Source organism: Paenibacillus algorifonticola (genome assembly GCF_050481745.1).
Classification (GTDB): domain Bacteria; phylum Bacillota; class Bacilli; order Paenibacillales; family Paenibacillaceae; genus Pristimantibacillus; species Pristimantibacillus algorifonticola_A.
Genome location: NZ_JBCNGR010000036.1, coordinates 186,611 through 199,690, shown reverse-complemented (window position 1 = coordinate 199,690; position 13,080 = coordinate 186,611). Strand labels below are relative to the sequence as shown.

Here is a 13,080-nt window from a genome sequence, read left to right as displayed (position 1 = left end):
AGTTAAATGAAAATCCCTGCAATCGTCGCCGACAGAACGCTGACCAGCGTTGCACCATACAGCAGCTTCATCCCGAAGCGCGCAACGGCATTGCCCTGCTTCTCATGCAAGCCTTTTACCGCGCCTGCAATGATGCCGATGGAGGAAAAATTCGCAAAAGAGACGAGAAACACCGATACGACGCCCACTGCTTTGGCCGAAAGATCAGGATATTTGCTAATTTCGAGCATCGCTACAAATTCATTCGATACCATTTTCGTGGCCATAATACTTCCCGCATCAACGGCATCTTTCCACGGCACACCCATAATAAAAGCGAAAGGAGCGAAAATAAATCCAAGTATTTGCTGAAAGGAAATGCCAAGAATGCCAAGAAACAATCCATTAATCATGCCGATGAGAGCAATAAAACCGATCAGCATCGCCGCGACAATAATCGCAACCTTGAAGCCATCCATAATATATTCGCCCAGCATTTCGAAAAAGGTCTGCTTCTCCCCTTCCTCCTGTACTTGCAGCACGTCTTCGCCTTCCTCCACCGTATACGGGTTAAAAATGGAAGCGATAATAAAGCCGCCGAACAGGTTGAGGACGAGCGCGGTCACCACATATTTCGGGTCTAAAATTTGCATATACGAACCGACAATCGACATCGATACGGTGGACATCGCGGAAGCGCACAGTGTATACAGGCGATGCTTCGGCAGCAGGCCAATTTGTTTTTTGACCGAAATGAATACTTCCGATTGGCCCAAAATGGCTGATGCGACCGCATTGTACGACTCCAGCTTGCCCATGCCATTGACTTTGCTTAACACATATCCAATGCCCTTTACGATAAAGGGAAGGATTTTCAAGTATTGCAAAATACCAATTAGCGCGGAAATGAAGACGATTGGCAGCAGCACCGACAGGAAGAAGGAAAATTGTCCTTCATTTAAAATGCCGCCAAATACAAAGTTGATTCCTTCCTGCGCGTAGGAAAGCAGCTGCTCGAACACGCCGGAAAAACCTTTAATCAAGGTCGCGCCCGCAAACGTATTTAATAGGACAAAGGCAAGAACCACCTGCAAAACGATCATGATGGCAATCGGCTTAAAACGAATATTTTTCTTATTGTTGCTGGCGATATAGGACAATCCTAGCACAACAAGCAGGCCTAATAAAGCTACGATGTATTTCATAGTTGCCGCCTCCTATTTTTTCATGATTATGGAAGTTGATTGGACGAATAGAGCGCTTACAAAGTTATGCTGATGTCGCCGCTCGTTCGTTTATCGAGAAAAGCGCGCCGCTCCTTCGGTAAGGAGCAGCACCATGTTCTTTCGTTTATCCATTAATAAGCGGCGCTGGATTGCTCGCCCTGCATAATTTTCACGCCTGAGCTTGCTCCAATACGAGTTGCGCCTGCTTCGATCATTTTTTTCATATCCTCAAGACCGCGAACGCCGCCCGATGCTTTAACGCCAAGCTTGTCTCCGACTGTTTTGCGCATAAGCGCTACATCTTCAGCTGTTGCTCCACCAGTGGAGAAGCCTGTCGAGGTTTTTACAAAATCGGCTCCGGCTTTCACCGCACGCTCGCATGCGCGAACCTTTTCTTCATTGGTAAGCAGGCTTGTCTCAATGATGACCTTCACAATCGCTTTGCCTGCTGCCGCATCAACAACCGCTTTAATATCCTGCTCGACGTAATCATCGTTACCGTCTTTCAAAACGCCAATGTTGATAACCATATCAATTTCATCTGCACCATTTGCAATCGCATTGCTCGTTTCAAAAGCTTTAACGGCGCTCGTCGATGCTCCTAATGGAAAACCGATAACCGTGCAAACCTTGGACTTGCTTCCAGCTAGCTGCTCAGCTGCAAAAGCGACCCAGGTCGGATTCACACAAACCGAGGCAAATTCATATTGTTTCGCTTCCTCCGTCAGCTTAGCGATCTCTGCTTTCGTCGCGTCAGCACGCAGCAGCGTATGATCGATCATTCCAGACAAATTTAACATGACCTGTTCCCCTTCCCCATATACGAGATCCTCAAATACAAACTCAGTTTAACACGCATGTGGTCATATGTAAACAAACACTTGGACTTATGTTCACAAAATAAAGCTTTGAAATGCGGATATTCCGTTTTTCCGCCAATTCTTTTAATAAATTACCCATTTCCGCTGTCTATCACTCACCAATTCATGAACATATGTAAAATTATTTTTTTAGCAAAAGAAAAACGCCTCCGCAACTTCGTTCCTTCTGAAGGAACGAAAATGACGAAAGCGTCCTAAATGGCTTCTAATCACTAAATTTTGCAGCATGGAAAGCTTTAATGTGCTGCCGAACTTCTTCAGCCGTGTCGAGATCAAGCACATTGCTTAGCAGCTGGGCGCTATCCTGCACATTTAGTCTAGACAGCGTAAACTTTTGCTTCATCAGAGAAGCCGCGTCCATACTCCATTCATCCAGCTCCATCCCGAGCAGCAGCGGTGCTGCGAGCGGATCGCCCGCCATTTTGCCGCACATGCCAACCCATTTGCCTTCCTTGTGCGCCGCTTGTATCAAGCTGCGAATCGAGCGGATAACGGCCGGATGGAAATAATCATATAAGTGCGCGACCTTCTCGTTCATGCGGTCAACAGCAAGCGTATATTGCACCAGATCGTTTGTGCCAATGCTGAAAAAGTCAACCTCTTTGGCGAAACGGTCCGCCAGCTGAATGACAGACGGAACCTCGGCCATAATGCCGATTTCCAATTTTTCGTCAAAGGTGATCCCCTGCTCCTTCAGCTCGTCCATGACTTCAAGCGTCAACTGCTTGGCAGCACGGAACTCCTGCATGGAGGAAATCATCGGAAACATCATTTTAACGGTACCGAAGGCACTGGCGCGAACAATCGCCCGCAGTTGGGTGCGGAACAGCTCCTGCTCATTCAGGCAAAGGCGTATTGCCCGATTGCCGAGAAATGGATTGTCCTCATGCGGCAAATCCCAATAGGACAGCTCCTTGTCTCCGCCAATATCCAGCGTGCGGATAACGATAGGCTTGCCTTTCCAAGCTTCAGCAAGCTGTTTATATACAGCAAATTGCTTTTCTTCGTCAGGGAAGCGGTCAGCGTTCATGAACAGAAATTCCGTTCGGAACAAGCCGACCCCATGGGCCTCTTCCACAAGACCATCTCGCATTTCCTCCGGCATGCCGACGTTTACAGCGAGCTCAATCAGCTTGCCATCCTCCGTCTTTGCCGGCAGCAGCCTGTATTTCTCAAGCTTCCCGGCTGCCGATTGCTCCTCCTGATGCCTTGCTTCATAGTCTGAGCGGGTATCAGCATCGGCATTTAACACGATAACGCCATCCGTACCGTCCAGAATTAGCTCCTCACCATGGCTCAGCTGCTCGAAGGCAGCACCAGTGCCCACAACCGCAGGAATGCCGAGCGAGCGGGATAAAATCGCTGTATGCGTCGTTTCTCCGCCTACCCGTGTCACAAAGCCAAGCACAATGCTGCGATCAAGCTGCACGGTAACGGAAGGCGTTAAATCTTCCGCTACTAAAATAACAGGCTCTGTAATACTCGCCAGATCCGGATAAAAAATCTGCTGCAAATGGCTCATGAGCCGATCCGCAACGTCCTTCACATCATGAATGCGTTCCTTTACGTATGCATTGTTCATCTTCTCAAACAACGCGGAAAGCTGGGAAAGCACCGTTTGTACCGCTTGTTCAGCGGATGCCTGCTTGCGCTTAATTTGACCGCGAATATCGCCGTAAAAGGCGGGATCATCCAGAAAGCTCAGCTGCCCCTCGATAATTGCCGTTTTGTCCTTCCCCAGCTTCGCCTCGGTTTTGGCGATGATCGTCTTCAGCTCTGCTGCCGACTGGCGCTTCGCCTGCTCCAGACGTTCAAGCTCCGCCTCCACCTGCTCCGGCTCAATCCGCTGAGGATAAGCCGCCTCTACAGCAGGCGCGCCATAGATGAAGGCTTTCCCGAAGCGGATACCTTCCGAAACGCCAATGCCTTTGATGCGCTGCTCGCTCATTGCTCTCCGAAACCTTGCTCGAATAATTCAGCAAGCCTGGCGACAGCCTGCTCCTCATCTTCACCATCTGCAGACAGCTTGACTTCGGCGCCTTTTTCCAAACCAAGCGCAATGATGCCAAGCACGCTTTTCGCATTTGCCTCCCCGCCGCCAGCCACCTCTACGTAAATATCAGCTGCGAATTGTCCTGCAGCATTAGCCAGCACTTGGGCTGGACGCAAATGCAGCCCTTCTTCATTTATGATCGTCAATACACGTGTTTGCATCGCTATGTCTCCTCCTTTAATCTCGCTGTACTTACAGGGCGCTTTCCAATGTTTTCAAAATATCGGCTGCGCTTTGGCCATCCAGCAGCTCTTGGCGGAAGCTTTCGTGTATTAGCTTGCGCGATACCGAAGCTAAAATCCGCAAATGCTCCTTGCCTGCATCCGATTCCGGAATGGCCAGCAAAATTATCGAAGTGACCGGCTTGCCATCAAGGGAGCCCCAGTCAATTGGCAGAGCGAGACGGGCAAAAGCTAAGCCCGGTTTGATGACTCCCGCGGATTTGCCATGCGGAATTGCAACGCCAAAGCCGATGCCTGTTGACGCATGCTGCTCACGGGCTTCAACCGAAGCTAGAAAAGCAGCCTCATCATTTAAATATCCAGCCGATTGCAGTCGCTTAGCAAGCTCTTTAATAACGGCTTGACGGTCACCAGCGGATGAATCGAGAATGATTGTTTCAATATTTAATAACGTTTGGGATGACATGGTCATTACCTCCATGGAGTGGGATTTAAGCTGCTGCCAGCTTATTTTTTTTGAGCAAGGATACCGTTACAGCTGTAACAACAGAACCGATGACAATAGCTGCGGCATAAGCGCCGAGATGCGTTACCGCATTTGGTATAGCGAGTACAAATGCCCCGCCATGCGGCGCTTGAAGCGTCGCGCCAAACACCATCGACAGCGCGCCCGCTACTGCTGAGCCGAGCACCGTACCTGGGATGACCCGAAGCGGATCAGCGGCTGCGAAAGGAATAGCGCCTTCGGTAATAAAGGCCAGCCCCATGACTCCTGCTACTTTTCCGGCATCGCGCTCTTCTTTGGAAAATTTGTTTTTACGAATGACGGTGGCAAGCCACAAGCCAAGCGGCGGAGTCATTCCCGCTGCCATCACGGCAGCCATTGGGCCATACACATGGCTTGCAAGCAAGCCGACAGCAAATGTATACGCTGCCTTATTAAGTGGACCGCCCATATCAAACGCCATCATAGCCCCAAGCAGCAAGCCGAGTAAAATCGCATTCGTTGAATTCAGACCTGTCAGCCATGTCGTCAAAATATCCATCAATGTCTTCACTGGCGTTCCTACAACATAAATCATGATCAGCCCGACTATGAGCGTCGACAGCACGGGGATAATGAGGATCGGCTTAATTCCTTCCAGCGATTTCGGCAGCTTTATCGCATGCCGCAGCCATTTTGCCACATAACCGGCAAGAAAGCCTGAAATAATACCGCCCAGGAAGCCGGCTCCCAGCTGGCTGGCCAGCATTCCGCCTACAAGTCCGGGTGCAAGACCAATCCGGTCTGCGATAGAGAAAGAAATAAAGCCCGACAATATCGGAATCATTAAGGCGAATGCCGCCCCGCTGCCAATGTTCATCAGTGCTGCTGGAAGCGTACCTTCCTCTTGAAACGCTTTTATGCCGAAAATAAACGAAATCGCAATAATGATTCCGCCAGCGACAACGAGCGGCAGCATGTTCGACACGCCTGTCATCAAGTGCTTGTAGGCACCAGTTCGCACAGAACTGCCCTCCTTCTTCGCCTGCTCCTGCACAGGTGCGGCCGCCCCAGCTTGAGCCGCTTCTTTCGCCAGCGCCTGCTCAATCAACCCTGCCGGATTGCGGATGCCTTCGGCAACGCCAACTTTAATAATCGGCTTGCCTGCAAAGCGAGATTCCAATACATCGGTATCCGCTGCCAAAATAATCGCGTGCGCTTCGGCGATTTCCTCCGGCGTAAGCTCATCCTCAACGCCAAGCGCGCCGCGCTTTTCAACCTTCAGCGGGACACCTTGCTCCTCCGCCATTTTAAGCAATGATTCCGCGGCCATATACGTATGGGCAATGCCTGTCGGACAAGAAGTTACAGCCAGCAATTTCTTCATGTCAATTCCTCCCTTATGATGTCGCCAGTCGCTTCAATATAATCACAATGCCTGAATATTTATATCGCCCGCCCGGCTGCGAATTTCCTCAAACTCGCAAACCTGAGTGCCTGCTTTGGAAGCCGTTATCGTTCCAGCGGCCGTACTCCACCTTGCCACATTTTCGAGGCTGCTGTTTTGCAATAGCGCCTGCGCAAGCACAGCTACCATTGAATCTCCTGCGCCAACAGTGCTCAGCGCCTCAATAGGAAACGGCTTTGCCAAGTAGGCTTCGTTGCCGCTCATGACGATGGCCCCATCTGCTCCCATCGATATCATAACGAGCGTTATCCCCTGAGCAAGCAGCTGTTTTCCCGCCAGTACGATTTCCTCTTCCGAGTCCAGCTTGCGCATAGCGAGCTGCTCCAGCTCATAATGATTGGGCTTGACCGCGTAAGGAATCGCTTTGATTCCAGAAACCATCGCCTCGCCATCCGCATCCAGAATCGTTCGTACGCCAAGCTTGCGTGCTTTCAAAATATAATCATGATACAGCTGCGACGGCGCCCCCTTCGGCAGACTGCCTCCAAGGACGAGTACCGATGCTTTCGGCAGCAGCTCATCCAGCAGCTGATCCAGCTCGGCAAGCTGGCTTTCACTAACCGTAAAACCCGGCTCATTCACCTCGGTCGTCGTTCGCTGCTTCTGATCCACAAGCTTCATATTCGTCCGCGTCTCGCCTGGCACTTCAACAAATGCCGTATGAATGCCTGAACGATCCAGCTCGTCTTTAATTCGCTTGCCTATGCCGCCAGCGATGAATCCAGCAGCGGTTACGCTGGCGCCGAAGGTGTGTACGATCCGCGCCACATTGATGCCTTTCCCGCCGGGATCAAGGCGGATGTCCTCCGCCCGGTTGAGCCCGCCCAGCTTCAGCTCCTGAAGCATAATCGTCTTGTCCATGGAAGGATTCAAAGTAAGTGTGATGACTTGCTGCTTGGACATGCTGTTACGCCTCCTTATCTACCGAGGTTCGATACACCTCTACGCCCCGCTCCTCCAGCTTCCGGGCAAATTCCTCCGGCATATCTGAATCGGTAATGCACACATCAATATCGCTCCAATCAGCGAAACGCGCGAAGCTGATCTGATTCACCTTGCTGCTGTCACTGAGTAAAATAATGCGGTCAGCGCGCTTGATCATTTTGCGCTTAATGTCTCCCTCCACCACGTTCGGCGTGCTGAGCCCTTCCTCCAAATCCATGCCGTTCGTTGCTATAAACGCCTTGTCAACCTTAATGAAATCCAGGCTGCGCTCGGTAATCGGCCCGACCAGTGACAATACGCCAGGCCGGTAAGCCCCGCCAAGTACGATCACATCGATGCCTGGAGGAAGCTCCAAATCCTGCGGAAGCATGAGCGAATTGGTCACAACCGTCAGCTTCGTAAACGCTGTCAATTGCTGCATCAAATAAAAAGTAGTTGTGCCGGAGTCCAGCAAAATCGTATCTCCGTTGCTAATCCATTGAACCGCTTTTTCTGCAATCGCTTTCTTTTGCTGCGTTGATGTAATCTCCCGCTCGGAAAAGCTCGGTTCAAAGTTAACGCTGCGAATCGAGATTGCTCCGCCATGTGTGCGCTTAAGCAGCCCAGCTTCCTCCATCTCCCGCAAATCCCGGCGAATCGTCGACTCTGATACTTGAAACTTTTCACATAGTGCCTGCAGGTCAACTCGCTTCTGATCCTCTACTAAAGCTAAAATTAAATTTTTGCGTTCTTCACCGAAAATGTTCCTCACCACCTATTTGATCGTTTATGAAATCATTCAACCATTCAAATGAATGATTATGAACGTTTTATTTATAAACCGATTATATTCAGTCATTAACGTGATGTCAATTGGTTTATTTAACTATTATTTTCACAAACGGTCATACTCAATCCTTCCATGAACATATTCAAGGCAAATGGTTTGCGCATGCCCAAGACGATTCGCACATTGCTATTTAGAAGGTTAAGCCTATAAAATAGAATAAGACAAGCGTAAACGGCTTTGCCGTCCTCTGGCGGCAAAGCATCGTTTCGCGATGAAATATAGAGAAAGGATGGGAAACTCATATCCTTTCCTCTATTTCAAGGTGAAATGGCTGTCGCCGTCCTTTGGCGGCGCAGCTCGTTTCATTCCGAGAAATATAGAGAATGGATGGATAATCATATATCCTTTCCTATATTTCAAGGTGAAACGGCTGTCGCCGTCCTTTGGCGGCGCAGCGCGTTTCATTCCGAGAAATATAGAGAATGGATGGATAATCATATCCTTTCCTATATTTCAAGGTGAAACGGCTGTCGCCGTCCTTTGACGGCACAGCGCGTTTCATTCCGAGAAATATAGAGAATGGATGGATAATCATATCCTTTCCTATATTTCAAAAAAATCAATTATTGCGAGGTGTTTCCTTATGCAGCCAACACTAGAAACAGAACGATTGATTTTGAGAGCGTTTAACTTAGACGACGCAAGCAGAGTCCAGAAACTGGCCGGCAATATTGAAGTAGCAAGTACAACACTGTCTATTCCTTACCCCTATCCTGATGGAGCAGCCGAGGATTGGATTAGCAACAATACAATTAGAGCAAGCAATGGAGAGGGCTTCCCTTTCGCAGTGACCCGCAAAAAAGACAATGCCTTAATCGGCTGTATGAGCTTGAATCTGAGCAAGCCCGATCAGCGAGGCGAGCTATCTTACTGGTCAGGCAAGCCTTATTGGGGGCATGGGTACGCCACAGAAGCAGCAAAGCGTGTCATCCAATTTGGCTTTGAGCAGCTGGAGTTGAATAAAATTATGGCAGCAGCTATGGCCAAAAACCCTTCTTCCTCCAATGTCATGAAAAAAGCTGGCATGAAATATGAAGGCGAATTCAAGCAGCATATTTTCAAATGGGGCGAATTTGAGGACTTGGTCTTTTACGGATTGACAAAGGCGGATTATGAGCAGCTGAATCGTTAATTTCTGAATCTTCAAAAATTAAAAATCTTTAATGCAACGAAAGAAGAGGAGGGCAGCTGCCCTCCTCTTCTTTCTGCTTATGAGCTTATGATTGGTGACGACTTTTTAAAATTTCAACCTCTTCTTCCACCTTCGCAATCATGTTCCGATGGGCGTCAAGCCGTTCAACGATTACGGATGATACCACTTCGGTAATGCGCGCTGTCTGCTCAAAGGTCGCTTCAAGCTTTAATTCCATACGTTCAAGCTGCTCATTCACTTTTCTAAAGCCTTCGCGCTGACTATCAGCCAGCGCTTGATGACTTTCAGCAAGCGCCTGATGACTTTCTACAAGTGCTTGCTGACTACTAACAAGTGCTTGCTGATTACTAGCAAGCGATTGCTGGCTACTAGCAAGTGCTTGCTGATTACTAGCAAGCGATTGCTGGCTACTAGCAAGCGATTGCTGATTACTAGCAAGCGATTGCTGGCTACTAGCGAGCGATTGTTGACCACTAACAAGCACCTGGTGACTTTCCGTAAGGGCTTGCTGACCTTCTTCCAACGTTCCTACCCGTTCGTTGATGATCTTAACGACAGAAAGCAATTCCTTCAAAGTTGATTCAATAATGTTGTTTTCCATCAGGTCAACCGACCTTTCGCTTTAATTAAGTTTAGTATGCTGGAAGATTCGGAAGACGTCAAATTGCCACTGCCTCTGCAAATTTGACAAAATAACATTAATGTGTTATTTGATTTAGAAACCATGTAAACCCCACTATAAAAAAGAAGAGAAGGGCAGCTGCCCTCCTCTTATCTCCACTCTCGTTGTACAGCATTCAAGCACAAACTGCTCTTTACTTTAACGCTTATACCCGGCTGATAAGGAACTCAAAGGCCAGCTCTTGATCCGCTGGAATCAAATATTCATCATGGACAGGAGCACCCCAGCTGTCGTCACCGCCGACACCCATTTGTCTGCCTGCTACCGTCACGACTGTATAATGAACGTTCGGAAGCTCATGGTGATGCTGTGCGCTCTCCAGCTCAAATGCAGTATAAGGCGCAATATTGCATTCTACAGGCTGAGTTGCTGGCGCCGAAATGCGAATGCCTCGTCCAAGATCATTCGTGATGCTTACGCGGCGGACACCTGTACGATTGCCCGACTCTTGCGGCACAACATAGCCGGACACATTATCTGCGGCAGCGTTTTGGAATTCGCCAAGACGCGCCCCGAACGCACGGTCAATGTAGTTCTCATCCGGGCCCATTGCATACCAATCCAGATGCTGATAATCAGCAGGCACCTTGAACGAAAGAGCGAAAATCGGCAGCTTCGGCAAGTTCGCCGCTCCCTCATAACGCGATTTCACCTGCACGCTTCCGTCACCCAGCACCGTATAGGCTACTGTCACCAATACATCGGCACTAATGCTAAGGCGATATTGGAACGTAACCGTTGCCGTTCCCTCCTGCTCGGTCAAAACAACGCTAATGCATTTGCGTGTCAAGCTTGCAGCAAACCACATGCCGGAATCAAAGCCAAGTGAAAAACCCTTGTCATTATCCGTCGTTGCCCGCCAGAATAATGGAGCTGGTGGCAGTGCAATCATCTCTTTGCCCGAATAGTTGACCGAGGTCAGCGTGCCCGCCTGCTTGGAGAACATAATGCTGAAATCACGGCCATGCACACCGATGTTGACATCGCCTTCTACGACGCGCAGCTCTCCTGCCGGAAGCGAAGCTGCTACCTTTTGCTCCACTAAAAATACGAATTGTCCAAACGACAGCTCATGTCCTGCATGCGCCCACAGCGTGCTTGCTTTCAGCTGCAAGGAAGCGTGAATAACATATTCACCCGCTTGCTCTGCCGCTGGAAGAACGACCGGAATATAAGCTTCGCTTTGTGCAGCTACATGAACTTCGCTTGCGCTGCGGAAAATTTCTGCACCTTCCAGATGCAGCTTAATGACCAGCTCATAAGCATCTGTTCCTTCAAACAGATTTTCATTGACGATTTTCACGCCTTCGCGGTCAGGAAACAGCTTAATGTTCTGATAAAGGAACTTCACTTCCTGCATTTTCGGCGATACTTTGCGATCGGCATAGACGATACCGTTCGTACAGAAATTATAATCGGTCGCACGGTCGTCGAAGTCGCCGCCATAAGCGAGGAATTCCTTGCCGAAGCGGTCTTTTTTCACAATGACCTGATCGATGTAATCCCAAATAAAGCCGCCTTGGTACAACGCATATTTTTGCTCAAGCTCTGTATATTTGTGCATGCCGCCAACCGAGTTGCCCATTGCATGCATGTATTCGCAGCTGATGTACGGCTTTTGCGGATTATCGTTCAAATAAAGCTCGATATCTGCCGGCTTCGCATACATGCGGCTTTCCATGTCGCTCGTGGCATCATAGTCGCGATTATGGAATACACCTTCATAATGAACGAGGCGGCTAGGGTCAGCGCTGCGGAAATAGTTCGATACGTTCAGCAGCACCTCGCCCGCGTAAGCTTCATTGCCGACCGACCAGATTAAGATGGACGGATGGTTTTTGTCCCGCTCAACCATCGAAATCGCCCGATCCATGACAATATCCTGCCATTCAAGATTATTCGCAGGTACATTCCACGAAGGCTCCACAGCGCCCATTTTTTGCCATGAGCCATGCGTTTCCAAATTCATCTCGTCAATTACATACAGGCCATACACGTCACACAGCTCATACCATAACGATTGGTTCGGGTAATGGGAGGTTCGAACCGCATTCAAATTGTTTTGCTTCATCGTCTTAATATCCCACAGCATATCGCCTGCCGTAATGGCACGTCCTCTGCGAGGATTAAATTCATGGCGGTTAACGCCTTTGAAAACAATTCGTTTGCCATTGATATGCATCACTTTGTCGATCATCTCGAATTTGCGGAAGCCTACTTGCTGCGGAACTACTTCAAGGAGCTCGCCTGCCGCATTATAAACCTCTACATACAATTTATATAAATATGGATTTTCCGCATTCCACAGCGACACTGCTCCAGCATCAAGCGACGCCGTCCATCCTCCAGCTTCCGTTGCCTCAGCAGTTCCAGCCACGACCGCGTGTCCATCTGCATCCTTTAGGACAAGCTCGATGCTTGCGCTGTCAACCGCACCGCTCAGCTTCAAGTCCACCAACAGCTTGCCTTGCTTGTAAGCAGCATCAAGCTCTGTTTTTACAAACAGATCATGAACATGGATCGCTGGAACGGTATACAAATACACGTCGCGGAAAATGCCAGAAAAACGCCAAAAATCCTGATCCTCAAGCCAGCTTCCCGTGCTGCGCTGATAAACCTCAACAGCCAGCCTGTTTTCACCCTCCTGCAAATAAGGAGTCAAATCAAATTCGGCAGGTGTAAAGCTGTCCTCGCTATAGCCAACGAACTTTCCGTTCAGCCATACATAGAAGGCAGATTCTACGCCTTGGAAGGAAATATATATAGGCTTGCCAAGCATGTTTTGTGGCACGTTAAAATGTTTTACATAGCTTCCTACCGGATTGTCATTTTCCGAAATAGCCGGCGGACGCAGCTCATGATGTCCATCCCATGGATACATCGTATTCACATATTGCGGCTTGCCATAGCCTTGAAGCTGAATGTGGCCTGGCACCTCGATCGACTCCCAAGTGTCGCTATTGAAATTTTGCTCGTAAAAAGAAGCGGGACGATCAGCAGGCCTTACGGCATAGTTGAACTTCCAGCTGCCATTCAGGCTGTGGCGCAGCTTCATGCCGCCATCGGCCTCCGCCTCTGATGCGGTTTCATAATAACGGTGATCCGAATGAGCTGGCACTCGGTTAACAGCAAATACACTTACATCGGTTAGCCAGTCGAGGCTCGGCTTTGTAGTAATCATAAAATAATTCCTCCATA

11 protein-coding genes are annotated in these 13,080 nt (G+C 49.1%); 1 reads left to right on the top strand and 10 read right to left on the bottom strand.

Annotation, left to right across the window (positions count from 1 at the left end):
* Positions 1-2 precede the first annotated feature (2 nt).
* From ABEW34_RS26110 to ABEW34_RS26075, 8 genes are all read right to left on the bottom strand, one after another.
* Positions 3-1,184 carry a NupC/NupG family nucleoside CNT transporter gene (locus tag ABEW34_RS26110; RefSeq protein WP_430162874.1) on the bottom strand — a complete coding sequence of 394 codons (1,182 nt, stop codon included), beginning with the start codon at positions 1,182-1,184 and terminating at the stop codon, positions 3-5.
* A gap of 152 nt (positions 1,185-1,336) precedes the next feature.
* Entirely contained in the window at positions 1,337-2,005 is a 669-nt protein-coding gene (deoC, locus tag ABEW34_RS26105) for a deoxyribose-phosphate aldolase (protein ID WP_430162871.1), read from the bottom strand.
* Positions 2,006-2,291: 286 nt separating this feature from the next.
* A complete protein-coding gene (ptsP, locus tag ABEW34_RS26100) occupies positions 2,292-4,034 on the bottom strand; it encodes a phosphoenolpyruvate--protein phosphotransferase (protein ID WP_430162868.1) in 1,743 nt (580 codons plus the stop codon).
* Entirely contained in the window at positions 4,031-4,300 is a 270-nt protein-coding gene (locus tag ABEW34_RS26095; protein WP_430162866.1) for an HPr family phosphocarrier protein, read from the bottom strand. Before ABEW34_RS26095 ends, ptsP begins: the two co-directional genes overlap by 4 nt.
* A 31-nt stretch (positions 4,301-4,331) precedes the next feature.
* Positions 4,332-4,787, bottom strand: a complete 456-nt coding sequence (locus tag ABEW34_RS26090) for a PTS sugar transporter subunit IIA (RefSeq protein WP_430162863.1) — start codon at positions 4,785-4,787, stop codon at positions 4,332-4,334.
* A gap of 25 nt (positions 4,788-4,812) precedes the next feature.
* Entirely contained in the window at positions 4,813-6,192 is a 1,380-nt protein-coding gene (locus tag ABEW34_RS26085; RefSeq protein ID WP_430162860.1) for a PTS fructose transporter subunit IIC, read from the bottom strand.
* 42 nt (positions 6,193-6,234) lie between these two features.
* Positions 6,235-7,176 (bottom strand): 1-phosphofructokinase, encoded by a 942-nt coding sequence (gene pfkB, locus ABEW34_RS26080; RefSeq protein ID WP_430162857.1) that lies wholly within the window; start codon positions 7,174-7,176, stop codon positions 6,235-6,237.
* 4 nt (positions 7,177-7,180) lie between these two features.
* Entirely contained in the window at positions 7,181-7,969 is a 789-nt protein-coding gene (locus tag ABEW34_RS26075) for a DeoR/GlpR family DNA-binding transcription regulator (protein ID WP_430162854.1), read from the bottom strand.
* 661 nt (positions 7,970-8,630) lie between these two features.
* Here ABEW34_RS26075 and ABEW34_RS26070 point away from each other — a divergent pair.
* Complete coding sequence (locus ABEW34_RS26070; protein WP_430162852.1) at positions 8,631-9,179, top strand: GNAT family N-acetyltransferase; 549 nt, start codon at positions 8,631-8,633, stop codon at positions 9,177-9,179.
* Positions 9,180-9,264: 85 nt separating this feature from the next.
* On the opposite strand, the gene ABEW34_RS26065 is transcribed toward ABEW34_RS26070, so the two are convergent.
* A complete protein-coding gene (locus ABEW34_RS26065) occupies positions 9,265-9,801 on the bottom strand; it encodes a hypothetical protein (RefSeq protein ID WP_430162849.1) in 537 nt (178 codons plus the stop codon).
* Positions 9,802-10,027: 226 nt separating this feature from the next.
* Complete coding sequence (locus ABEW34_RS26060; RefSeq protein ID WP_430162846.1) at positions 10,028-13,063, bottom strand: glycoside hydrolase family 2 TIM barrel-domain containing protein; 3,036 nt, start codon at positions 13,061-13,063, stop codon at positions 10,028-10,030.
* Positions 13,064-13,080 lie beyond the last annotated feature (17 nt).